Origin of the sequence: Glaciimonas sp. PAMC28666 (genome assembly GCF_016917355.1) — a bacterium.
Taxonomy (GTDB): domain Bacteria; phylum Pseudomonadota; class Gammaproteobacteria; order Burkholderiales; family Burkholderiaceae_D; genus Glaciimonas.
The window spans coordinates 1,703,543-1,728,404 of the sequence record NZ_CP070304.1 but is presented as its reverse complement, the minus strand read 5'-3'; the positions used below and the strand labels follow the sequence as shown (position 1 = coordinate 1,728,404).

Here is a 24,862-nt window from a genome sequence, read left to right as displayed (position 1 = left end):
CGTGTACTATGCTGACTGTTATAGTGTGCGGGCGTTACCTTTTAATAATTGTCCAACTTCTTTCGAGAACGCTGTATTGTGCAGGCGTTTCGAGCGTTAAGTTCTATTTCATCGACTTTTTAAACAAGCATTTTGTAGCAAGATGCGCCGACTCACTTGATGGGAAAGCGCGCCACTTTCGAGATCATATTTATGAGCAAGACCCTCATCATCGCCGAGAAACCATCTGTCGCGAACGATATCGCGAAGACCCTTGGCGGCTTTACCAAGCACGATGAGTACTTTGAATCCGACGAATACGTGCTGTCATCAGCTGTCGGTCATTTACTGGAAATCGCCGTTCCGGAAGAATTCGATGTTAAACGCGGTAAATGGACGTTCACCCATTTACCGATGATTCCGCCGTATTTTGCGTTGAATCCGATCGCCAAAACTGAAGCGCGATTAAAGGTACTGAATAAACTCATCAAGCGCAAAGATGTCACCGCGCTTATCAATGCCTGCGATGCCGGGCGTGAAGGCGAACTGATTTTCCGTTTGATCGCGCAGCATGCGAAAGCCAAACAGCCAGTAAAGCGCCTGTGGTTGCAATCGATGACGCCCGGCGCAATCCGCGACGGTTTCGCTAATTTGCGTGCCGATGAAGACATGCTGCCGTTAGCCGATGCCGCCCGTTGCCGTAGCGAAGCCGACTGGCTGATCGGTATCAACGGCACCCGCGCGATGACCGCGTTTAACTCGAAAGAGGGCGGTTTTTACCTCACCACCGTCGGTCGCGTACAAACGCCGACGCTTTCCATCGTGGTGGAGCGTGAAGAGAAAATCAAAAAATTCGTTCCGCGCGACTTCTGGGAGGTTCGGGCTGAATTTATTTGCGCCGCCGGTATTTATGAAGGTCGCTGGCTCGATACGCAACATAAAAAAGTTGAGAATGATCCCGAAAAGCGCGCTGAGCGTCTGTGGAGCCTGGCCGCTGCGGAATCGATTGTTGCCGCGTGCCGCAATAAGATGGGCAACGTCACAGAAGAATCCAAACCGACCACGCAAATGGCGCCGGGTCTGTTTGACCTCACCAGTTTGCAGCGCGAAGCAAACTCGCGCTTTGGATTCTCTGCAAAAAATACGCTTGGTCTGGCGCAATCGTTGTACGAACGCCATAAAGTCCTGACGTATCCGCGGACCGATTCCCGTCATTTGCCAGAAGATTATCTTAGTACGGTCAAGGAAACGCTGGAAACCGTATCCGAGAACAATAATTATCAACAATTCGCAGCGCAGATTCTGAACAAAGGATGGGTCAAGCCGAACAAGCGGATCTTTGACAATAGCAAGATCAGCGATCACTTTGCGATTATCCCGACCACGCAGGCCCCGAAGAACTTGTCCGAGCCTGAGCAAAAATTGTATGACCTGGTAACGCGTCGCTTCATGTCAGTATTTTTTCCTGCGGCCGAGTTTCAGGTTACGACGCGCTTCACCGAAGTGTCGGGCCATCAGTTCAAGACTGAAGGCAAGGTCATGATCAATCCGGGTTGGTTAGCGATTTATGGTAAAGAAGTCGCCGACGAGAAGGATGCTGAAAACAGCGGTACCTTAGTCGCAGTGGCGAGCGGCGAGAAGGTCAAGACCGAGAAAGTCAGCGCCAACGGGCTGGTCACAAAACCGCCAGCGCGCTATACGGAAGCCACGTTACTATCGGCGATGGAAGGTGCTGGTAAGCTGGTTGATGATGGCGAGTTGCGGGAAGCGATGGCGGGTAAGGGCCTCGGCACACCAGCGACGCGTGCTGCGACAATCGAAGGTTTGATCTTCGAGCGTTACATGTTGCGCGAAGGTCGAGAATTAATTCCGACCGCGAAAGCGTTCCAGCTAATGACGCTTTTGCATGGTTTGGGTGTCGATGAATTAACCGAACCGGAGCTGACCGGTGAATGGGAACATAAGCTGTCGCAAATGGAGAAGGGCAAGATTACGCGTGAAGAATTCATGCGTGAAATTGCTCAGATGACTCAGACCATCGTTAAGCGTGCGAAAGAATACGATAACGATACGATTCCCGGCGATTACTCCACGCTGGTTGCACCTTGTCCGAATTGCGGCGCGGTGGTGAAAGAAAATTACCGTCGCTTTGCCTGTACCAAATGCGAATTCTCGATGAGCAAAACGCCGGGTAGTCGCCAATTCGAAATTTCTGAAGTCGAAGAATTGCTGACTAATCGGACCATCGGACCGTTACAAGGCTTCCGCTCCAAAATGGGGCGTCCGTTTGCGGCGATCCTTAAAATTAGCCGCGATGAAGAGATTAAGAACTTCAAGCTGGAATTCGACTTTGGTCAAAATGACGAAGAGGGCGAAAACGGTGAGGGCGTTGATTTCACCGGTCAGACTCCCGTCGGTCCGTGCCCAAAATGCGCGCACGGCGTATTTGAACTCGGTCTCGCGTACGTGTGCGAGAAGAGCGTGGCCAAGCCAAAGGAATGTGATTTCCGCAGTGGCCGCATCATCTTGCAGCAAGAAATCTTGCCAGAGCAAATGACCAAGTTGCTCACCGAAGGAAAAACCGATCTGTTGCCCGGTTTTGTTTCGCAGCGCACGCGCCGGCCCTTTAAGGCATTCCTGGTAAAGGGCAAAGACGGTAAAGTCAGTTTTGAGTTCGAAGAACGCAAACCAAAAGCACCGGCTAAAGGCAAGGCGAAAGCGGCAGCCGTTGCGGGTGACGTTGACGCTGATGCAACGGCCGACACAGCAGTGAAAGCCGTGGTCAAAAAGGCGGTTGTGAAGAAAGCGGTCGCCGGGAAAACGGTCGCCAAGAAAGCCGTGGCGAAGAAACCCGCCGTGAAGGTCGCAGTCGCTAAGGAAGCTGTTGTGAAAGCGGCCGCAGTTAAGAAAGCTGTCGTGAAGCGCGTAGTTGCAAAAGCCAAAGTAGCGTAGTTACGTAGCAATTGATGGGTATTACGATGGCGCAGGTCCATCGTAGAAAAGCCGCCGGTGGATACACTGGTGGCTTGTTTCATTCTACTCATTGCTGCTATAGCTGATCCTGATAGCTCTCAAGTCGTAATAAAAATCCCTTACGCTCGAGTCCTCCAGCGTAGCCCGTTAAGGATCCGGAAGCTCCTACTACCCGATGACAAGGTACGATAATGGAGACCGGATTACGCCCGATAGCCGTGCCCACGGCACGTACCGCATTCGCTCGCCCAATTTGCGCAGCGTGGGCACCGTAGGTAGTCGACTGGCCGAATGGAATAGCGATCAAAGCGTCCCACACCGCCCGTTGAAATGGCGTCCCATTTAGCGCGAGAGGCAGGTCGAATTGCTGACGATCACCCGTAAAATATTCGTCCAACTGCTGCGCGGCCCGTTTCAAATGCGAATGTTCTGGCGCAAGTACCCATCCATCTTTACCTTTGAAGTGGCGATGTGTCTCGAAATAAATTCCGCTGATGCCGGCATCGGTCGCCGCAATCAGTAGAGTCCCCACAGGACTGTTGTGCGCGATGTAATGGATGACGTCGCCAGCTTGTGGCGTAATTTTTGATAAAGTGTTCATCATATTTGCCATAAAAGTAATGCCGCGTAGCCCCGCCAAGGTGTCCAGTCAGCGGCAACTGCAGCCAGTTGTTTTTCCGTCAGGCGGCCACCAGCGTCCGCCATCGCTTTTTGCAGGCCTAAATCTCCGGCGGGGAATGCGTCCGGAAATCGCAACGCGCGTAAAGCGATGTAATGCGCGGTCCAATTGCCGATACCCGGTATTGCAGTGAGCTGGGCAATGATTTCCGTCAGTGTTGCGCCGGGCTTGATGCGGAGTTTGCCTTCGGCAGCATAGCGTGCCATATTCCGTATGGTCTCTGCACGTGAGAGAGGAATACCAATGCCCGCGAGCGTCGCTGCAGGGAGTTCGGCGAGTATTTCAGCATCCGGGAAATGATGGGTCACGCTGGTAAATGGCGTTTCGCATAATGTCCCAAAGCGACTGACTAATCTTGCCGTCAACGTGCTGGCCCCAACCACACTCACTTGTTGACCCAAAATCGCCCGCACAGCCAGTTCAAACGGTGCAAAGGTGCCTGGCACGCGTATTCCTGCTTCGGCATCAATGCGGCGCGCCAGTGCCGGATCTGAACGTAAATGGGCGGTAATTAAGGCCGGATTGGCGTCGAGATCAAACTGGTGTCGGAGTCGCGCAAGAATCGGCATCAGCATCGGCGTCAGGGACGGTGAAATCTGCACTTCGAGTTGTTGCGGCTTGACGCGATGGATTACGCGTAACCATCCGCTGAGATCATCGAGTCGTATGCTACGGATGTACGCAGGATGCGGTTGCGACAGTTGTACCGATTCGACCCCTGCAATTAAACGCGGCTGTAAATACCCCAACATCTGAATCCAGTCGAATGGCGGCCGATACGCCAATCGAACCGTGACCACGTCGTCGATCGAAACCGGCAATGCAGCACCAGACTTATGTTGCCGACGCAATGCTGTCGGTGCCATACCGTAACGGGCTGCAAATAATGCGTTAAAGCGTCGTATGCTGCCAAACCCGGCTGCATCGGCTACATCAGTCATAGACAAACAGGTTTCGTGCAATAGTTTTTTGGCAAATAACAGACGCTGTGTTTGCGCTAGTTCAACCGGTGAGACACCAAAGTGTTGCAACAAAACACGGCGCAACTGGCGCGACGAAAGTCCTACTTCCGCGGCTAATTGTTCCAGTCGACCACCTTCCGTTTTTTGGCTGTGGTCGGCAAAGTCAGCATGGTGATTCAGCGCACCGGCGGTAATCCGTTGCCATACTGCATATGCCAGGTTTTGTTGTAGCGCGTATGGCGCTAATTCTGGACGGCAGCGGAGACAGGGGCGAAATCCCGCCGCTTCCGCCGCAGCCGCGCCGGTATAAAAGGAACAGGAGGAAGGACGCGGTGTCTTTGCGGTGCAGATGGGGCGGCAGTATATTCCTGTAGTGCTGACACCGACAAAAAAGACGCCGTCGAATCGGCTGTCTTTAGCAGCCAAAGCGCGATAGCAACTTTCGTTATCCAGCGATGGCGCTTTTGATTCAGTCTTTAAGTTCGTCCCGAAGCTGATCATCGGTTGTGGATCAGATAATGGCTTAAGACGCTCGAGGGGTGCGGTGGATGCGATGTTCATACTGCATTTATACGCCTTGGAACGGACAGCGTCTAGCCGTTTTCGGACGTGTAAGTAGCGTGCTGTTCCACTTGTTCGATGTCAGTTAATGCGCTGCGAACCGATCGGTGGCTCTGATTAACTGGTCCAGAATTCCTGGCTCCGTGACGGCATGCCCTGCGTCTGCAATAATCGTCAATTCGCTGTTCGGCCATGCCTTGTGTAATTCCCACGCAGTTTGGGGTGGGCATATAACGTCATATCGGCCTTGCACAATAATGCCGGGAATTTGTTCCAGCTTTCCGGCATTCAACATTAATTGATCGGGTGTAAAAAAACCAGCATTCACAAAGTAATGGTTTTCGATGCGTGCTACTGCCAGCGCATGATGTGGTTCTGCAAACTCCTCAACAAATCGTGGGTTGGGTAGCAGACTAATTGCATGTCCTTCCCATTTACTCCACGCTTGCGCTGCTGCGAGTTGTACCTGCTGATTGTCGTTGTTCAGAAGCCGATGATAGGCGGCCATCAAATCTCCCCGTTCCGCTTCCGGCACGGGAGCAATAAATTTTTCCCACGCTTCCGGAAATATCATCGACGCGCCGTTCTGGTAGAACCAGCTGAGTTCCTGTTGCCGTGCGGTAAAAATCCCACGCACAATCATTTCGGTCACACGGTGCGGATGTGTTTGAGCATATGCCAGCGCCAGCGTACTACCCCAGGAACCGCCGAAGACTTGCCAGCGCTCGATACCTAACAGAACCCGCAACCGCTCGATATCATTGACCAGATCCCAGGTCGTATTTGCTTCCAGATGCGCGTGCGGCACGCTGCGCCCGCAACCGCGCTGGTCAAATAGCACGATCCGGTAACGGGTCGCATCAAACAATCGACGGTGATTTTCATTACAGCCCGCGCCGGGGCCGCCATGCAAAAAGATGACGGGTTTGCCTGTGGGATTGCCACATTCTTCCCAATAAATTTGATGGCCATCGCCAACATCTAACATGTCATGGCGGAATGGTGTGATGGGTGGATAAAATCCACGGTAATATTTGGCACTTAAATTCTTCATACCCGTTCTTCCAATTATTAAGGTGCAAGTCACGGACTTCAGAGCAATCTGCCCGAGAAGTTGCATACTTAGTTAAATAAGCCAACTGGTCGAAGATTCCGCCAGCGCGAACAAGGCGACCAAGAAATATAAAAAGCAAATTACGTGTTTGAAAAGAGCGTTGCAGGATACGTTACACTTAGTTTCGCCTAGTTTGGCGTAGTCAGCAATGCTTGTTTGCAACCCCCTTAAAAAGGGATGTCCCCCAAGGTAGTTTCAATATTTGGAGTTTGAGATTTATGTCTTTACACACTTCTCCTGGTGCTCGTCTCGTCGTTCAAAGTCTGGAAGCCTCACGTATCCGTGAAGTCGCGAATGTCGGGATTGGCCGCAGCGATGTATTGCCATTCTGGTTCGGCGAACCAGACCAGATAACTCCTGCCTTCATCCGGGATGCGGCGAAAGCAGCGCTCGATGATGGTGACACGTTTTACACCAGCAACTATGGGATACCGCCGTTGCGCGAGGCGATTGCGCAATATTGTTCGAGACTGCATCAGCCGCTTGAGGCCAGCCGGGTTGCGGTAACCTCCTCTGGCGTATCGGCGTTGATGATAGTCGCTCAGCTGATTCTGAATCAGGGCGATCGGGTCGTCGCTGTGACGCCGTTATGGCCGAATGTCGTTGAAATTCCCAGAATTCTGGGTGCAGAAGTGGTCCGTGTGCCGCTCCGGTTCGGCGAGGTGTGGGAGCTGGATATCCAGCAATTAATCGATGCATTGACGCCGGACACACGCGCGGTGCTGATTAATTCGCCGAACAATCCGACCGGCTGGGTGATGCCGCGGGCACAGCAACAGATTGTGTTGGACCATTGCCGTCGGCACGGTATCTGGATTGTGGCCGATGATGTCTATGAGCGCGTTGTATATGGCAACACGGCGTCGGTACCAATTAATACGGCGCAATTAGTTGACGACAAGCTCTGTGCGCCATCGTTTCTGGATATTGCAGAGCCTCATGATCGAATCATCTCTTCCAATAGTTTTTCCAAGGCTTGGCTGATGACAGGATGGCGGCTGGGATGGCTGGTTGCGCCGCCCTCCTTAATGACCGATCTTGGAAAATTGATCGAGTTCAACACCTCTTGCGCGCCCGGATTTGTGCAGCGTGCCGGTATCGCCGCGATCGAAGGTGGCGACAATATTATCGCCAGTACGATCGACCGATATCAAACGGCGCGCGATTTTTTATATCATCGCCTGAACGCCTTGCCGGGTATCGTCGCCCCGTTGCCAAAAGGTGCAATGTATTTATTTTTTCGGATGGATGGTGCCGTCGACAGTCTGGAGTTATGTAAGCAACTGGTGCGCGATGCGGGTTTGGGATTAGCGCCAGGAAGCGCGTTTGGGTGGGAAGGTGAGGGTTACATTCGCTGGTGCTTTGCTAGTTCAGTGGAGCGGCTCGAGGCAGGCGTGCAGCGTTTGGAACGGTTTTTATCGGCCCGTTGAGGGGGCCGCCGTACAACGTGAGGTAAGGGACGGCGCTGACGCGCCGTTCTCAATAATTTAATTTTCCTAAAATCTGCAACGCGTTTGAAAACGTCTAACATCTCCCACGTTGTCGGCGCTGCCCCGACGATTCATCGGCCTCTAGCGGCCCTTGAGATCGCGGCATCAAATCTTTCCTGGTTTTAATAAAGTTGCTTGCACCTTCTCAAACTGGTGCTATTATTAAAGGGCGCAAACGTTTGCGCGCCTGATTGCAGGCGATTCGCCAGGCATCGTCAGATGCCCTACAAGACAATCATAAAAAGATAATGATAATGATAACAGGAGACTTTTGATGAAATCCCGCACCATTCGCACGTCCGCTCGCACTCGCCTTAAATTGATTGCTGCAGCGATTCTGGTTTGCGCTTTACCTGCCATTAGTCTGCCCGCGATGGCGCAGACCAAGCCGAAAGTCGCTTTGGTGATGAAGTCGCTTGCCAATGAATTCTTTCTGAATATGGAAACAGGCGCTAAAGAGAATCAAAAAGCTAACGCCTCAAAATACGATTTGATCGTCAACGGCATCAAGGACGAAACAGATACTTCCAATCAGATCAAGATTGTCGAACAGATGATTATTGCCAAGGTCAATGGCATGGTGATCGCCCCCGCCGATTCGAAAGCGTTGGTCCCAGTGATCAAAAAAGCCATCGATGCCGGCATCATCGTGGTGAATATCGACAACAAACTTGACGATGCCGCCTTGAAGGAAAAAGGTATCGTCGTGCCGTTCGTCGGCCCTGACAATCGTATGGGTGCAAAACTGGTTGGTGACTATCTCGGCAAGCAACTTAAAACCGGCGACAAGGTTGGCATCATTGAAGGCGTCTCATCGACCTTTAACGCCCAACAGCGCACTGCCGGATTTCAGGATGCGATGAAAGCGGTCGGTGCCAACGTCGTCAGCGTTCAGTCGGGCCAATGGGAACTCGACCCAGGCAACAAGGTTGCGGCAGCCATGTTGAATGCGCATCCGGATATCAAGGCGCTGTTAGCTGGGAACGACAACATGGCACTGGGTGCGGTCGCGGCGGTGCGTGCGGCCGGAAAAACCGGCAAGGTATTGGTCGTTGGGTATGACAATATCAACGCGATTAAACCCATGCTAAAGGATGGTCGCGTGTTGGGAACGGTTGATCAGTTTGGATCGCAACAGGCCGTGTTTGGGATCGATACCGTATTGAAAGCGCTGGCGGACAAGAAAACCCAGGCCAGCTTGACTGGGGTGGTGCAAACCAAGGTGCAATTGGTGACCAAAGATACTAAGTAAGAACGAAAGATGGGTGGACACGATTGGTGTCCACTGATTTGCGCAAAAGTTGTCCCATTCGCGCTAGCGGTATTGCTGTCGCCTATGGTACCAATAAGCCCGCTATCCGGACTTTTTGCATCAGTTTTTGCGCTGTCTTATCGTCGTCTATTGCGGTGTTTTTACGCCGCCTGGTATCCCAATGTTGCTTATTTTTGCAACCCACGCCACGTCAGGTGGAGGCCGTATGTCAGATACACCCCAAGTTTCTTCCGTAAAAAATAACCCGCAGATTGTTCATGGCGGGGACACGCCTGCTGTGCCATTACTCTTGCTCAGCAACATCGGAAAAAGTTACGTCGAACCGGTTCTGGGTGGTGTTTCGCTGGAGATTCGCGCCGGACAAATATTGGCGCTGACGGGCGAAAATGGCGCTGGAAAAAGCACCTTATCAAAAATTGTTTGCGGCCTGATTTCGGCTACGCAAGGCAGTATGTTATTGGACGGTCAGCCGTATCAACCGACTTCCCGCCAGGCCGCAGAGAAGCTCGGTATTCGTATGGTGATGCAGGAATTAAATCTGATTCCAACGCTGAGCATCGCCGAAAATCTCTATCTGGAGCAGTTACCCAGCCGATTTGGCTGGATCGACCGAGCGCGACTTGAGGCTCTGGCGCGCACGCAAATGGCGGCGGTGGGTCTGGCTGATATTGATCCCTGGAAGCAGGTTGGCGAATTGGGCGTCGGCCATCAACAGATGGTGGAAATTGCCCGTAACCTGATCGGCGATTGCCGCTTGCTGGTGCTGGACGAGCCAACCGCGATGCTGACCGACCGAGAGGTCGAACTACTGTTTCTGCAAATTGCCAGATTAAAAGCCGACGGCGTAGCCATCGTGTATATCTCGCATCGTCTGGAAGAACTCAAACAGGTTGCCGACCGGATTGCTGTACTGCGTGACGGCGAACTGGTGTGTGATGCGGATATTCAAGGTTATGGCACCGACGATTTGGTTCGCTTGATGGTCGGACGGTCCGTTGACGCCGAGCGTGAGCATGGTGATCGGCACTTTGGTGCACCCCTGTTGCGGGTGCGCAAGTTAGGGCGCGGTAGCGCAGTGCATCCGACTTCGTTCGATTTGCGGGCCGGTGAGATACTAGGCATCGCCGGTTTGATCGGGTCTGGACGCACCGAATTGCTTCGATTGATTTTTGGGGCTGATCGGGCTGATCAGGGTGAACTTTTTTTCGGTGAGAATACATCCCCCACAAAAATAACCTCCCCGCAAACGGCCATTTCCGCGGGCCTAGCAATGATTACCGAAGACCGAAAAGGGCAAGGTTTATTGCTCTCTCAATCCATCGCTGCCAATACTACGTTGGCTAAACTGCACAGTGTCAGCAATTTTGGCTGGATCGATGACGATGCCGAAAAGGCGGTAGCGAACGATTATATTGGTCGCTTGAAAGTGCGTTGCCGAAGCGGCTCACAGGCGGTTGGAGAATTATCGGGCGGCAACCAGCAGAAAGTGGTGATTGCGCGCTGGCTTTACCGTGATTGTCCGATCATGTTGTTTGACGAGCCCACGCGCGGGATCGACATTGGTGCCAAGTTCGAAATTTATCAACTGCTGGCAGAGTGTGCCAAGCAAGGTAAAGGGCTGATCATAGTGTCGAGTGATTTACGCGAACTGATGTTAATCAGTGACCGCATCGCTGTCATGAGCGCGGGCCGCATGGTGGAAACTTTTAATCGCGGGGCGTGGACTCAGGATGCGATATTGCAGGCCGCTTTTAGTGGCTATGCCAAGGCGAAAGATGCTGCTGCCTCAGCCAGCGCTAACGTGGCCCATGCAGGTTAACCGGGTTATCTTCCTGGCGCACAGAGCGGTGTAATTTTTACGTATTGCAGAACTTTCTTAAGTACCGAAAATGAAAAAAAATTCTTTGAAAACCGCCATGTCCGGCATGATGAATTATGTTGGCCTGATCGGCGCGCTATTAGCCATGTGCGCGTTGTTTTCCGTGTTGAGTGAAAACTTCCTCACGATGGAAACTTTTAACACTTTATCGAATGACATCCCCACGCTGGTAGTAATGGCAGTCGGCATGACATTTGTGCTTATTATTGGCGGGATCGACTTGTCGGTCGGCTCAGTGCTGGCGCTCGCCGCTTCGGTGCTTTCGACGGCGATGGTGCAATGGGGCTGGGGGCTGTTCCCCGCCTGCGTATTGGGTGTTCTCGCCGCTACTCTATGTGGTGCAGTAACTGGTTCTATCTCGGTCGGCTGGCGCATACCATCGTTTATTGTGTCGCTGGGTGTTCTGGAAATCGCACGCGGAATGGCTTATCAAGTCACCAATTCGCGCACGGTATATATCGGCAGCGCGGTAGATTCGATCAGTTCACCGATTGCATTTGGATTGTCTCCGGCATTTTTGGCTGCGTTGTTGATCGTTATCGCAGGTCAGCTGGTATTGACTAAAACAGTGGTCGGACGACACTGGATTGGTATCGGTACCAACGAGGAGGCGATGCGGCTCGCCGGTATCAATCCGCGTCCCAGCAAGATCATGGTATTTGCGTTGATGGGTTTACTGGCGGGCGTCGGCGCGTTGTTTCAGGTATCGCGACTCGAAGCGGCCGATCCTAACGGGGGCGTCGGGCTGGAGTTGCAGGTGATCGCTGCGGTAGTCATTGGTGGCACCAGTCTGATGGGCGGGCGGGGGTCGGTAGTGAGTACATTTATCGGCGTGCTGATTATTTCCGTACTGGAAGCCGGTTTGGCGCAAGTCGGCGTCAGCGAGCCAATGAAACGCATTATTACCGGTGTGGTAATTGTGGCTGCGGTAGTATTCGATGCTTATCGTCGTCGCAATGAACGCGCCGCGTAAGTCTGACAACAAACCAACAAAGCACATATGGCAACCATCAAAGAAGTAGCGCGGGCCGCGGGTGTATCCTACACCACGGTATCGCATGTGCTGAATCGAACGCGTCCTGTCAGTGATTGCGCGCGTGAAAGAGTCATCGCGGCGGCGGCGGCGCTTGGTTACGTGCCAAGCGCATTAGCGCGCTCGCTGAAAATTAAAACCACTGGCACTATCGGTCTGATTATTCCCAACAATACCAATCCTTATTTTTCTGAAGTAGCGCGGGGAATTGAAGATAGTTGCTACGCTGCCGGATATAGCGTCATCTTATGTAATTCGGACGACGATCCTGCCAAGCAACGCGACTATCTGAACATGCTGTTGAGCAAGCGTTGCGATGGTTTGATTGTTGCCACGCTGGGTGAGGCCGACGGGGAATTGCTGCGAAAAATGAAAGTGCCTGCCGTGCTGCTGGATCGGGCCAGGAAAGATTTGGCGGACGATCTGGCGATTGACCTGGTCGCTGTCGACAATATCGGTGGAGGCATTCTGGCTGCCGAACATTTATTGGCGCTGGGCTGCAAACGAATCGCCTGTATTGGCGGACCGGCAGAAATTGCGGTATCACGTGAACGTATAGCAGGCTTACGTCAAACGCTGACGCAAGCCGATATAACATTGTCCGCGGCATTGTGCGTGTATGCCGATTTTACAAGTTCTGGCGGCTATGCCGCGGCTTGCGACTTGCTCGATATGGCGCAGTCGGAACGTCCTGACGCGATTTTTTGTTGTAACGATTTAATGGCAATCGGCACATTGCGCGCAGCCGCCGAACGTAATATCGCGGTACCGGAACAACTGGCGGTAGTCGGGTTCGATGACATTCATCTGGCGCAATTTATCCATCCCACATTGACTAGCGTTGCCCAGAACACGCGCCGGTTGGGACAACTCACGGCCGAGTGCTTGCTGGCGCGGATCGCGCGCCCTGAACTGCCGTCACAACAGCATACTATTGCGCCGGAGCTGCATGTCAGAGGCTCGACGATGAGCGCAATTAGTGACGTCGGCCAGCTCCAAAAAAATAGAAAATAGAAATAATTTAACGATTGCATGAGTTTCTCTCTCATTGCGCTGGAACATCTTTGATCCCATAAACGTAGGTCGCTCCGAATCGGTTTTATTTTTATTTCGTAGGTATATCGCTAAGTAACAGGAAAGTAGCAAATGATTGTTGTCATCGGTAGTATCAATATGGACTTGGTGATGCGTGTACCGCGCATGCCACATCCCGGAGAAACGTTGTCGGGCGGGCAGTTTCAGACGATCCCCGGTGGCAAGGGCGCAAATCAGGCGGTCGCTTGTGCGCGCTTGAGTCGCGAACGTGGACAGGTCGCGATGATTGCGTGCCTGGGTGACGATGCTTTCGGTACCGAATTGCGGGCATCGCTGCGGCATGATGATATCGACGATACGCACGTGCATACCATCCCCGGTATGTCCTCAGGTGTCGCGGCGATCTCGGTCGATGCGACCGGGCAAAACAGCATTCTGTTAGCCGCTGGAGCGAATGATGCTCTCAGCCCGGCCCATATCGATGCGGCGCGTGACCTGATCAGGTTGGCGAAAGTGGTCGTGTTGCAGCTTGAAACGCCGATGGCAACAATCCGCCATGCGATCCAGCTAGCGCATGCATTCGGAAAAATTGTGGTCTTGAATCCCGCGCCGGCGCAAGCATTACCGGTAGAGTTGCTGAATCAACTTTCGTACCTGATTCCGAATGAAATCGAAGCGGGAATGCTGGCCGGACGTGGTCCGTCCTCCTTGGTGGGTAACACGGAAATCGACGCGGTCATTGGAGAGTTGCGCAGCTTGGGTTGCACCAATGTGCTAGTTACGCTCGGTGCCAAAGGAGTGCGCGCTGCGTTGGCTGATGGCATTCAACATTTTGCCGCGCAACCTACGCTAGCAATTGATACAACTGCCGCCGGCGATACTTTCATTGGTGGATTTGTTGCTGCGCTGGCCGACGGCGAGGGGGAAGCCGACGCCATCAACTTCGGTCAACGTGCAGCCGCCTTGAGCGTGGGGCGCATCGGTGCACAAACCTCTATTCCTTACCGCCGTGAGTTGCTACAAACGCTGTAATCGCTGCCAACCTTGCCATCATGATGGTGGCGAGTGAATTGATTAATACTATTTAATAAGCAGACCAAACTACTATGAAAAAAACGCCGCTACTTAATATTGCATTGTCACAGTTGATCGCTTCGCTGGGTCACGGTGACAAAGTCGTGATTGGGGATGCTGGCCTTCCAGTCCCGCCCGGTGTGCCATTGATCGATCTGGCGTTGACACAGGGAGTTCCTGGGTTTATTGAGACCCTGAAGATAGTATTGAGTGAAATGCAGGTGGAGCAATATGTGGTGGCTGACGCGTTAGCGCAACGTAGTCCAGAGTTGGCAGCACAGATTGAGGATATCGGCTTGCCCGACAAGCATGTGGTATCGCACACGGAACTCAAACAGTTGACGCAAGGTGCGCGTGCAATTGTTCGGACTGGGGAGTGCACCCCCTACGCCAATATCATCCTAATTTCGGGGGTCACATTCTAGGACTTACGTAAGCTCGCCCAGCTGCGTTGTGCTCGCCTTGCCGCCTACGCTGCCCGGCCTCCTGTACTGTCTGCGTGGGCACGCCTTGTTGGGACGCGTTTGCGTAGTTCCTGGTTTCGGGTTCGGCATTGGAATGCTCGCTGCGCTTTGCTCTCTCCGCCAGCGACGCGGCCTGGTTTGGTCAACTGTGTGTTACTCAGCGTCGGCAACGGATGCGCCTTTGACGTTGTGACGTTGGAGGGCAGCGGCTACGAATCCGGATGATTTCATTTGTTCTACGAAATGTCGGAGAAAATTGGCTGCGTCGGTGTTGCGGCTTTTTGGTAGGCCCATCGCCTGCTGGATTAGCATGAAACGCTGGTCCAGCAGACGTAGTCCACCGGCCTTGGCTGCGTCGGCTTCCAGTTGCTGTTTGACGCCGGCCGCGACGTCCGCGTTTTCCGTCAAAAAAGTGGCGACTACGGTCGGGGAAGAGGGCGCTCGGAGGATGGTGGCTTGCTTTAGTTCACGGGTCAAAAATAAGTCGTATGCGCTGCCTTTGCCAACTACCACGCGATTTTGTGCTGCATCGACTTGTGCGTTGGTCGTGAGAGGAGAATCCTGCTTAACCAGATAATATCCTTCGATCAAAACGTAAGCAGCGGTGAAGGCGATGTCGGCACCACGGATCGGATCGATGGCGAAAAAGCCGATGTCAGCTTGTTCGGCGGCCACAGCTTCGACTGATTTTCCCGCCGTGTCGAATACAACCAGTTCCACTTCCGCGCCAAGCAGTCTCGCCAATTCGGCGGCTAGGTCGACTGATACGCCTTGTGCGTGGCCAGCGTCATCGGCATACGCCAGAATCGGGTTTCCGAGATTGATCGAGGCCCGCAATTTTCCAGTTGGGGTGAAAGCGTCGCGGATGGCGGTCGTCAGCGTTAAAGTCATTATCTGTCTCTTTCAGTGTTCAAAAGTGGGCGCGATCCATATTGCCAGCCAGGCATCGTTGGAATACTGATGGCCGTGCTTGTTTTTGCCAGATGCGGTTGATTGCGTCGATAATAGCACCTGAATGTTGAAAAACAATCGTCCTGGATTGCGGTTCGGGAGTTCAAGTTTGACTGTCGGAATGGGCGACGCCGCTTTAGGGAAAGATTATTACATCGCGCGTTTAGCCCTCCTGCAAAGAGGTAATAAACGTGGGAATCTTAATAAAAAGTTAAATTGCGCGAGTACAATGCGGTTATGAATATTTCGCTACCGGAAATCGAAGAAGCCATTAACTACTGGCGCTTGCAGCGTCCCGCAATCGGCGAGGAATGCGCATTGTCGCCTGAGGTTAATGCCTTGGCGACCGTTTACGCTTTAATGATTTTTAATCAAACGCATCAAGTTTCGTTAAATAGCATTGATGGCATGTCACAACAATTGATTGCTGCCTGGCGCAGTCAGGTAACGGTTTGATCGTTGATTAGTTATGATGCCACATTTTCCCCATAGCCAGACGAGGATGCTCTGACTACGGCGAAATAGAGGGCATTCGAGGGCATTAAGCCGTCAAATGCCGGGTTTGTCGTTGTGGCGCAGCGGTCGGCGCATGGTCTTTTGCGATAACCGGCTTGGGTGTATTGACCGGCAACTTTGGCGGTTGGCCAGCGTAATCCGTACTTAGCACCGCGTTGACGGTCGCATCGCTTAGGCCTTGCAGACGCAGCCATTGCCCAACTAATCCGGCGAGGCGATCCATCGCTATTCTATGTGTCGCATCGGTTTTTCCATAAAGCCAGTCTGAGAACGCCATAAAACTATAAAACGGCGTATCGCCCAGGATAATCGGTAGTGTGTGCGAAAAACGTCCGGAATTTGCGACCAGATCCCAATAACGTGAAAACCGCACGAGGCGCTGCATGGTCGCAAAGTCAATCAGATTCGTCGCCAGGATGGTGTATGGCGGGTGTGGATCGAACACCAGGCCGAAAGTCTGGGTGTGTCGAATGATGGGGGTTCCGCGCAAACGCTTTAATATTCCGAATTGAATTTCGTGCGGCTCCAGTGCAACCAGTTTGTCAAAGCCACGTGCGAAGCTATCGACATCCTCGCCGGGCAATCCCGCGATCAAGTCCACGTGTAAATGCGCGTGCGACTCAGTGATTAGCCAGCGAATGTTTTCGGCGGCTTTCTGGTTGTTTTGTTTACGACTCACCAGCGCCTGGACTTCCGGATTAAAGCTCTGAATCCCGATTTCAAATTGCAACGCACCCGCAGGAAACTTGGTAATCGCTTCTTTTAATGCATCAGGTAGATGGTCTGGGACCAGCTCGAAATGGGCGAATACCGGATCGTCAGGATTCGCAGCCAGTTTATCGAGAAAAAACTGCATGATCTTGAGGCTGGTTTTGACATTCAAGTTGAACGTGCGGTCGACGAATTTAAACAATCGCGCACCACGCGCATGCAACGATTCCAACTCTGCCAAAAAATTATCAAGCGCGAAGGGCCACGCAGTTTTATCCAGTGCCGACAAACAAAATTCACACTTGAACGGACATCCGCGGGAAGCTTCTACATACAGCGTGCGGTGGGCGATATCGTGGTCGCTATAGAGAGAATAGGGCAGCGTAATGTCTTCCATAGGCGGCTGTTTGCCGATGTGCGTTTTCATCAGCGGCTTAGGGCCCTTGAGAATCTGCTGGCACAGGTCAGGGAAGGTGATGTCGCCCCATCCAGTTACCAGATAATCCGCCAGTTTCACTATTTGTTGCTGGTCGGATTCGTACGAGACTTCTGGCCCGCCCAGCACGATCACTATCTCGGGGGCGATGCATTTCAGCATGGCGACCACCTTTGTGCACTCTTCGATGTTCCAGATATAGACACCAAACCCGATTATGGTGGTGCTGCCGTCGGTGGCTTTATGGGCCAGCAGTTTTTCGACGATGTCAGTGGTTTTTGCACCGATGACAAATTCGTGAAGTTGCGTCTGCGCCTGCAAATCACCCATGTTGGCCTGGAGATAGCGTAAACCGAGCGACGCGTGCGAATATCGCGCGTTGAGAGTGGATAACAGGATGGTCATAGTGTAGGGCTTGGCGGTCGCGCAATAAACTGATTGATGCACGATTTTACGCGCCTTGGGAGCGGTGTAGCGTTTTGTCGTGAATTGGGTGCGATATTGTGCAGTGATCGTGGCGATATCGAGTGAATATCGTTGAGCAAAGTTGCCTGACGCGGAATGCGGGGATGGACGAGTGTTGCGATCTCGAGAGGTCCGGATTCGGGTATGCGAAATCTGGAGCAAATCAACTTTTTAAGTCCAGTGGCCGAGTAACCCTGATAGGTTCCCATTGATGCTGAATGCATGCCGGGGCAAGCAGGCATTCAGTCTCATTTTTACGCCCGTCACCTAATTTTAAGGCCGCTTTCCAGGCCAGTTAGCACCTCATCAGCGCTGAGTTCCGCAGCATTAAGCTCGTACGTTACTTTGTTCGTCACCTGATCGACTACTTTGATAGCGCCATTTAGCGCATTTGATAACGCTCCCGCACCACCAGCTACAGCGTTAATTTCTGGAAAATTCAATTCGATAAGATTATCGCAGTTCATAATTTTACCTTTGGGTGGTTGCTACATCTTTCGATTACAAGAGCCTTAGCCATTGCTGCTGCGTAACGCATGTCGGCGGGCCACAATTGACTGAAAAAAACTCCGCTGAGCTATAAGCCCGCCCGGCTCGGCACCGAGCCAGACGGACTCAATTGCGCATATCAAGATGCGTTAGCCAGCATTGGCGGTTATACGTTTTGGCGTTTCAACCGTCAGCCGCTGACCTGTGACGCCTCGTTTGTTTAGAGGGCCACCCAGTTCAATATCCCCGGGATGGAGACCTTTTTATCCAGGAGGGGAACAGCCTGTCCAGCAGCATTAAGAGTGCCGGTGATGTCCTTGCCAAGTCCGGGAAGTCCAATCGAGGTCACTCCATCGGCGACGTTATTCAAGATGGACTTAGCACTTGCTGCTCCTCCAGCAACAGCATCAAGTTCAGTGGCTTGCAGCGTGATTAGATTGCCATTCTTCATGATATTCACCTTTTAGGTGGTTGAAAAACTGTTGTCCGTAAACGTTTTGCCGTTTGTTACTGCTTGCCGCTTGCCGATTGCCCGCAAGGTGGCGAAGAAACTATCCTGGCTTTGATGCCGTTGACTTTCTTATAGAGGCTATTCGCTTACTTGAAATTTTTTTCCAGATGTCAATGTATTAGATCGGTCACCGTGATCCGGCGTAATAATGCGTGACGTGATCAGTTGCAATCACGCGCGATGGATGACATTTTTCTGATCGCTCAAAAAGGTTGCGCTCGGTACTATTTTGTCCTTGAAGTCTATGATCATCGGCCGAACAATAGACTTAGCATACAACAAAAAAATATTTCCACAAGGAAATTTAATCGTTTTAGATAGAATAAATTTGGTGGATCGTGAGACGTACATGAAGCACGTTAAGTTAATCCACGGATTCGCTGGACACGCATAAAAGAAGGTCTGGCAAAGGGAACGGATTTTTTGAAACGCAAAAAAATATTGTTTCCAGAGGGAAACGTTGCGCGGTAATATTGAGTCTGATTATCGGATTAAACGATTAAACGATTAAAAATTTTCTCAATATTAATAGGGACTAACGTTTTTGTACTGAGCCAAAAGAACGCCCTGGCGCAACTCCCTTTACTTTATTCCGCCCCGCGTTGCCTATGCCCCTTTTCCGAGAACAAGCGCTAGCCGCACAACAGACCAACTATCTGGGTGGAATCATATTGGTCCGGCCATTGTCGCTATCGGTTCTCACGGCTTGTGCATTGATATTGGCGGTATTGCTCGGGACCTTGTTGCGTTTGGGGAGCTATACACGTCACAGCACAGTGGCGGGGCAATTAATTCCTACCTCTGGTTTTATTAAGGTCTATGCGTCGCAACCCGGCATCGTCGTTGAAAAACGGGTAACCGAGGACAGCAATGTCAGCGCTGGCCAGGTGTTATATGTTTTGTCCGGTGAGCGCGACAGCAGTACCGGCGGCCCCACTCAGGCGGCGATCAGCGCCGCAGTGAAGCAACGGCAGGCCAGCCTGCGCGGAGAATTACAGGCTATGCGCAGTTTGCAGCAGCAAGAGCGCGCAGCGTTAATCGGCAAAATCGCAGGCATGGATCTGGAACAGCATAATCTGGCTGCCCAAATCGACGGTCAGCGTGCCCGCGTCGCATTGGCGCAACTGACGCAGGCGCGTTATCTGGGCTTGCTGAAGCAGGATTTTATCTCTCAGGAACAATGGCAACAGAAGCAGGAAGAACTGTTGGATCAGCGCAATCGTCAGCAAAGTCTGGAGCGTGATCGCATTGGTATGGTGATCGAACTCGCGGCGCAGCGCAGCGCGCTCGGGAGTCTGTCCTTGCAGCAGCAAAACCAGTCGGCATCAATCGAGAGAAGTTTAAGTAGTGCGTCGCAGGAATTGAGCGAAAGTGAGGCGCGACGGCGGCTTGTCATTACCGCGCCGCAGGCGGGTCGAGTCACCACCGCTTTGGCCGAAGTGGGACAAACGGTAGACGTCACGCGACCGTTGCTCAGCATTGTGCCAAGCGGTGCGCGCTTACGGGCTGAACTGTATGCACCCAGCCGCGCAATCGGCTTTGTGCACGCCGGCGATCAGGTTATGTTGCGCTATCAAGCCTATCCCTATCAAAAATTTGGGCATCAGCGCGGCACGATTGAAGCGGTGGCATTAACGGCCTTGTCAGGCCGCGAACTGGGCGAGCCGGAAAGCAGTGGCAAGGAGCCGTTGTATCGCATCACCGTGCAATTGCAGGCCCAATCCGTCGTCGCCTATGGCACGCCGCAGCCGTTATTAGCCGGCATGTCTCTGGAGGCCGATATCGCGCAGGAAAAAAGACATCTGTACGAATGGGTGCTCGCGCCCTTATACACCCTGACAGGAAAACGCTGATGAAAATTTATTAACGATGGCGGCCCCGCTGTCTTTTGGATTCACCGCTTCGCTACCGCTGATATTGCAAACCGAACGTGCCGAATGTGGCCTCGCGTGTCTGGCGATGGTGGCTTCCTACCACGGTTATCGGAGCGATTTAGCGTCGTTACGGCAACGCTTTCCGGTTTCATTAAAAGGATCGACATTACGCGATCTGATCCACGTCGCGGCACAACTATCGCTGGCGTCGCGCCCGGTCAAGCTTGATCTTGATGCGCTGGATCAGTTGCGTTTGCCGTGCGTCCTGCATTGGAATTTTAATCATTTTGTAGTCCTGCAAAAAGTCGGGCGTCGGAGCGTGACGATACACGATCCGGCAACAGGAATAAGGACCTGTTCGCGCGAAGAAGTGTCCAATGCTTTCACCGGCGTAGCGCTGGAATGTTGGCCAGATCCCGGCTTTAAACCTGCGCAAGAAACCCAGCGCATACGCTTACGCGATTTGTTGGGGCAAGTCAGCGGCCTGTATCGTTCGTTCGGCCAGATTATTTTACTGTCACTGGCCCTTGAAGCGTTCGCGTTGGTCAGTCCGTTCTTTATGCAATGGGTGATCGATAATGTACTGGTCTCGTCCGATCATGATTTGCTGGTAACGCTGGCACTGGGATTCGGCTTCCTGTTGGTGCTGCAGCAATTGATTGGCCTGGTCCGCAGCTGGGCAACGATGTACATGAGCACCACGCTCAATGTGCAATGGCAAGGTAACGTTCTGTCTCATTTGTTACGCTTGCCGGTTGATTGGTTTCAGAAGCGGCATCTGGGCGATGTTGTCTCGCGTTTCGGTGCCGTTGGCGCTATCCAGCGCACGCTGACGATCTCGTTTCTGGAAGCATTGCTGGATGGCGTTATGACGACGCTGACGCTGGCATTGATGTTTCTCTACAGCCCTTTGCTGGCCTGGATTGCGGTGGCTGCGATGGGATTATACGGACTGGTGCGCTGGGCCTGGTTTGCGCCGTTACGGCGTGCGACCGAAGAACAAATTGTGCACGCGGCAGTTCAGCAGACGCATTTTCTCGAGACCATTCGAGGCGTTAAAACCATCAAGCTGTTTCAGCGCGGCGATGCGCGGCGGGTGGGATGGCTAGGGCTGCTGGTCGATCAGATCAATGCCGATCTGCGCACCCAAAAACTCAACCTGCTTTATAAGTCGCTCAACGGCATGATCTTCGGCATTGAAAATATCCTGATCATCAGTCTCGGTGCGAAACTGATTATGGCGGGAAATTTTAGTATTGGCGTGCTGATCGCTTTCGTGGCCTATAAAGGACAATTCGACGCACGCGTGAGTTCGCTTATTGATAAATGGGTCGAGGTGAAGATGTTGAAACTGCAGGGCGAACGGCTAGCCGACATCGTATTGCAAAAGCCAGAGCCGCTGTCCGCCAGCGCTGAAGCCGAAGTGAGCGATGCGCTGCCCGCAACACTGGAGGTACGAAATGTGCACTTTCGTTATGGGGAGCGTGAAGCCGACGTACTCAATGGCATCTCGTTTGCGGTCTGCGCCGGAGAGTCGGTGGCGATCGCCGGGCCGTCCGGCGGTGGCAAGACGACCTTGATTAATATTTTGCTAGGCGTGCTGACACCGACCGAGGGCGAGGTTCTGATAGGTGGGCGAAAACTGGAACTAGTCGGTTTGGCTACCTTGCGCGGCATGGTCGCGACCGTGTTACAGGACGATGTGTTATTCGCTGGATCGATCGCTGACAATATCTGTTTTTTTGATCCTGCTGCAGACCGTGACTGGATCGCAGAATGCGCACGGCTGGCAGCCATTCACGATGATATTACCGTTATGCCGATGGCTTACAACACCTTGGTGGGAGATATGGGAACGGTCTTGTCGGGAGGCCAAAAACAGCGCGTGTTGCTGGCACGTGCGTTATATAAACGTCCGAAGATTTTGTTTCTGGATGAGGCTACCAGCCATCTGGACATCGCCCGCGAGCGTAGTGTGAATGACGCGGTTAAATCGTTGAACATCACGCGGGTGATTGTCGCCCACCGACCCGAAACCATCGCTTCGGCCGACCGCGTGATGGTGCTTGAGGACGGTCGACTGACGCAACGGATGCAACGGACGCAGCGGACGCAACCCGCACGACCCGCATGACCGGCAAAAATAAAATACCAGGATGGCTGTTTTTCCTAATTGCGTTTGCCGCGGCGCCATCTGCTGCGATGGATTTGCTGCACGATCCATTTGGCGTCAGTGCAGCGGTTTCTGAGACAGTGGACAAGAACATGTCGTTGAGTGGCGGTTGCGGTGGTCTGCGCTTGCCATCGATATTAACGTTGGCTGAAGCGGTCAGTCGGGCCCTTTGCAATAATCCGCAAACCGCTCAAAGTTGGGCCGAAGTGAAAATGAAGGCTGCGACCGTCGGCAGCGCGCAGGCGACTTATTTGCCGACTCTGAACGCCAGCGCGAATGTGGCGAAAGTTGCTAACCGTATTACGATTCCGGACTATCCTGCTGCTTCAAGCTCGCTCAATACCCGCAGCAGCGACGTGAATTTAAGTTTCAATTGGGTGTTGTATGACTTCGGATTACGGGCCGCCAATCTGGAGAGTGCGCGACAATTGCTGAATGCTGCTGTCGCAGTGCAGGACGACGTCTTGCAGACTGTATTTTTGAGCACAGTGACTGCTTTCGATACGGCACAAGCAGCACAAGCCGGCCTGACCGCGGCCCAGGATGCGGAGCAGGCTGCGGTGCAGAGCTACCGCGCAGCTCAGGCCAAATACGCAGCCGGGGCCGGTTCCCTTTCCGATAAGTTGCTGGCGCAAACCGCCTCAGCCTCCGCTGTGGTGCAACGGGTGCACGCCGACGGCGACTGGCAGAGCGCACTGGGCGGTCTGGCAAGCGTTATGGGCTTACGTCCGGACGCGCCATTGCAACTGGCCGATATAAACACAGAGGCGGAACAAGCGCAGCAGGCACCGGCTTTTGAGAAAGCTGTGGGGGAGTTGATTGAGACGGCCCTGAGCGTGCATCCTAAAATTATTGCCGCTCGGGCGCGACTACAATCGGCCCAGGCGCAGGAGGTGGCAGCACGGGCGCAAGGGAAACCGACTTTGTCTTTATATATGACCGGTGATCGCACTGATACACCAATCACCGAAGTGGCGTCTCGCCAAATTAACAACAGTCGCAGTATCGGCTTCCAGATTAATATTCCGTTGCTGGACGGCATCACTCGCAACTATGAAGTGCGCGCGGCGCAAGCCGGAGTTGAGAGCGCGGCCGCAACGCTGGCAGAGACGCAACGGCAGGTGGCGCTGGAGGTGTGGAATAGTGCTAAAGGCGTACGCACCGAAAGCGAGAGCGCAGCGGCGACGGTAGTGTTGCTTGAAAGTGCGCGGCAATCCATGGTGGTAGCGCAAGGCAGGTACAAGGCGGGCGTAGGCACCATGTTGGAATTATTAACGGCGCAGAGCGAATTGGCCGCTGCCGCGCAGCAGCGTATTTTAGCGCTCACGCGCGGGCAGACCGCGCGCCTCAGATTAGCAGCCAGCCTGGCACGCTTACGGATGGACGTTTTATAATTGAGTTCCAGGGCGCCGAAAATATGCCTGTCTTGGCGTGCTGAATTGACAAGGTGCGCTTGCGGGTTGATGCTATGCTCACAGTTGGCAAAAAAGCAGTTTCAACTAGTGATAACAATGAATGGTGGAGTACATGTTAGCGAACTATGTCGTGGTGGGATTGGAATTGAGTGTGGTCGTGATGATTGGCTTAGCGATTTATTTGATTAGAAAAAAATGAAACACTGATCAGAACGGGATCAGTGGCGCAACGGAGCCTTCATCGGATAACTTGAGAATAATTTGACGGCGTACTTAAATATCGGTCCCGTATCAAATTTGGAACGATAGTGAGATCCAGCGAGCGGGGTGCCCTCTCGTTGGACGGACGGAGTCAAGCTTATCCTTTTGTTAAAAACACAAAAGTGGTTGGCTCTCGGTACGGCGATAGTCAGGTCGGGTAAGATTAGATTTCTATTACCGCAAAGGATGGCGTCAAGATGACCAGTAAAGTTACTAATAAACGTGCTGCAAGCGTGGCATCTCCTGTTAAAGCGGCAAGCGCTGGTACCACCAGCGTCGCTTCCCCTAAGGTAATGAAAAAAGTCGACAAACCGTCCCGAGCAAAGGCACGGATACAGCCGGAACCGAAACAGCTGGAACTCGTGACCGCCTCCAAGCCCGCTTTCAGGTCTGATGTTGCGCCAAGCGTCAAAGCCAGGATTAAGCCCGTTGGCAAGGTCGCTAAATCTGAAGTCAAATTAGCCAGCGATCCGACTATTGGCTCAACCACGGAATCAGCCACTGAATCAATTGCTGTCTTAAACACTGAATCAACCACTAAGCT

Annotated in this window: 19 protein-coding genes; 12 read left to right on the top strand and 7 right to left on the bottom strand. The window is 52.8% G+C overall.

Going from position 1 to position 24,862, the window contains the following annotated elements:
* The first annotated feature begins 192 nt into the window (after positions 1-192).
* A complete protein-coding gene (locus JQN73_RS07335; protein WP_205322437.1) occupies positions 193-2,931 on the top strand; it encodes a DNA topoisomerase III in 2,739 nt (912 codons plus the stop codon).
* A gap of 97 nt (positions 2,932-3,028) precedes the next feature.
* Here the strand turns inward: JQN73_RS07335 and JQN73_RS07330 are convergent, their stop codons facing one another.
* The 3 genes from JQN73_RS07330 to pip form a co-directional block, all read right to left on the bottom strand.
* The gene (locus JQN73_RS07330; RefSeq protein WP_370551329.1) at positions 3,029-3,556 is read right to left on the bottom strand and encodes a methylated-DNA--[protein]-cysteine S-methyltransferase; all 528 of its coding nucleotides are present in this window, start codon (positions 3,554-3,556) and stop codon (positions 3,029-3,031) included.
* Positions 3,553-5,154 carry a DNA-3-methyladenine glycosylase 2 family protein gene (locus JQN73_RS07325; protein ID WP_240162464.1) on the bottom strand — a complete coding sequence of 534 codons (1,602 nt, stop codon included), beginning with the start codon at positions 5,152-5,154 and terminating at the stop codon, positions 3,553-3,555. The genes JQN73_RS07330 and JQN73_RS07325 overlap by 4 nt, the downstream gene beginning before the upstream one ends.
* A gap of 85 nt (positions 5,155-5,239) precedes the next feature.
* Positions 5,240-6,208, bottom strand: a complete 969-nt coding sequence (pip, locus tag JQN73_RS07320) for a prolyl aminopeptidase (protein ID WP_205322436.1) — start codon at positions 6,206-6,208, stop codon at positions 5,240-5,242.
* Between the two features lie 278 nt (positions 6,209-6,486).
* On the opposite strand from pip, the gene JQN73_RS07315 reads away from it, so the two are divergent.
* The 7 genes from JQN73_RS07315 to rbsD all read left to right on the top strand — a co-directional run bounded on the left by JQN73_RS07315 (position 6,487) and on the right by rbsD (position 14,477).
* Complete coding sequence (locus JQN73_RS07315; protein ID WP_205322435.1) at positions 6,487-7,698, top strand: pyridoxal phosphate-dependent aminotransferase; 1,212 nt, start codon at positions 6,487-6,489, stop codon at positions 7,696-7,698.
* Between the two features lie 334 nt (positions 7,699-8,032).
* The gene (locus JQN73_RS07310) at positions 8,033-9,010 is read left to right on the top strand and encodes a sugar ABC transporter substrate-binding protein (protein WP_205322434.1); all 978 of its coding nucleotides are present in this window, start codon (positions 8,033-8,035) and stop codon (positions 9,008-9,010) included.
* Positions 9,011-9,236: 226 nt separating this feature from the next.
* Positions 9,237-10,850, top strand: coding sequence for a sugar ABC transporter ATP-binding protein (locus JQN73_RS07305; RefSeq protein ID WP_205322433.1), 1,614 nt, complete (start codon positions 9,237-9,239; stop codon positions 10,848-10,850).
* Positions 10,851-10,920: 70 nt separating this feature from the next.
* The gene (locus tag JQN73_RS07300) at positions 10,921-11,883 is read left to right on the top strand and encodes an ABC transporter permease (RefSeq protein WP_205322432.1); all 963 of its coding nucleotides are present in this window, start codon (positions 10,921-10,923) and stop codon (positions 11,881-11,883) included.
* 27 nt (positions 11,884-11,910) lie between these two features.
* Positions 11,911-12,957, top strand: coding sequence for a LacI family DNA-binding transcriptional regulator (locus tag JQN73_RS07295; protein WP_205322431.1), 1,047 nt, complete (start codon positions 11,911-11,913; stop codon positions 12,955-12,957).
* Between the two features lie 132 nt (positions 12,958-13,089).
* Positions 13,090-14,010: a ribokinase gene (gene rbsK, locus JQN73_RS07290; protein WP_205322430.1), complete on the top strand. Its 921-nt coding sequence runs from the start codon at positions 13,090-13,092 to the stop codon at positions 14,008-14,010.
* 74 nt (positions 14,011-14,084) lie between these two features.
* Positions 14,085-14,477 carry a D-ribose pyranase gene (rbsD, locus tag JQN73_RS07285; RefSeq protein ID WP_205322429.1) on the top strand — a complete coding sequence of 131 codons (393 nt, stop codon included), beginning with the start codon at positions 14,085-14,087 and terminating at the stop codon, positions 14,475-14,477.
* 192 nt (positions 14,478-14,669) lie between these two features.
* Here rbsD and JQN73_RS07280 read toward each other — a convergent pair whose 3' ends face one another.
* Positions 14,670-15,407 carry an ABC transporter substrate-binding protein gene (locus tag JQN73_RS07280; protein ID WP_205322428.1) on the bottom strand — a complete coding sequence of 246 codons (738 nt, stop codon included), beginning with the start codon at positions 15,405-15,407 and terminating at the stop codon, positions 14,670-14,672.
* Positions 15,408-15,704: 297 nt separating this feature from the next.
* Here JQN73_RS07280 and JQN73_RS07275 point away from each other — a divergent pair, with 297 nt between their 5' ends.
* The gene (locus JQN73_RS07275) at positions 15,705-15,923 is read left to right on the top strand and encodes a DUF3717 domain-containing protein (protein WP_205322427.1); all 219 of its coding nucleotides are present in this window, start codon (positions 15,705-15,707) and stop codon (positions 15,921-15,923) included.
* 85 nt (positions 15,924-16,008) lie between these two features.
* On the opposite strand, the gene JQN73_RS07270 is transcribed toward JQN73_RS07275, so the two are convergent.
* The 3 genes from JQN73_RS07270 to JQN73_RS07260 form a co-directional block, all read right to left on the bottom strand.
* Positions 16,009-17,535 (bottom strand): B12-binding domain-containing radical SAM protein, encoded by a 1,527-nt coding sequence (locus tag JQN73_RS07270; RefSeq protein WP_205323232.1) that lies wholly within the window; start codon positions 17,533-17,535, stop codon positions 16,009-16,011.
* A gap of 323 nt (positions 17,536-17,858) precedes the next feature.
* On the bottom strand, positions 17,859-18,062 hold the full coding sequence (locus JQN73_RS07265) for a hypothetical protein (RefSeq protein ID WP_205322426.1): 204 nt from the start codon (positions 18,060-18,062) through the stop codon (positions 17,859-17,861).
* A 242-nt stretch (positions 18,063-18,304) separates the two neighbouring features.
* Complete coding sequence (locus JQN73_RS07260; RefSeq protein ID WP_205322425.1) at positions 18,305-18,535, bottom strand: hypothetical protein; 231 nt, start codon at positions 18,533-18,535, stop codon at positions 18,305-18,307.
* Between the two features lie 668 nt (positions 18,536-19,203).
* On the opposite strand from JQN73_RS07260, the gene JQN73_RS07255 reads away from it, so the two are divergent.
* From JQN73_RS07255 to JQN73_RS07245, 3 genes are read left to right on the top strand one after another with little or no spacing between them, the layout of a single operon-like run.
* On the top strand, positions 19,204-20,448 hold the full coding sequence (locus tag JQN73_RS07255) for an HlyD family secretion protein (protein ID WP_205322424.1): 1,245 nt from the start codon (positions 19,204-19,206) through the stop codon (positions 20,446-20,448).
* Between the two features lie 16 nt (positions 20,449-20,464).
* Positions 20,465-22,603, top strand: coding sequence for a peptidase domain-containing ABC transporter (locus tag JQN73_RS07250; protein ID WP_205322423.1), 2,139 nt, complete (start codon positions 20,465-20,467; stop codon positions 22,601-22,603).
* Entirely contained in the window at positions 22,600-24,036 is a 1,437-nt protein-coding gene (locus tag JQN73_RS07245) for a TolC family protein (RefSeq protein WP_205322422.1), read from the top strand. Before JQN73_RS07250 ends, JQN73_RS07245 begins: the two co-directional genes overlap by 4 nt.
* The last annotated feature ends 826 nt before the right edge of the window (positions 24,037-24,862 follow it).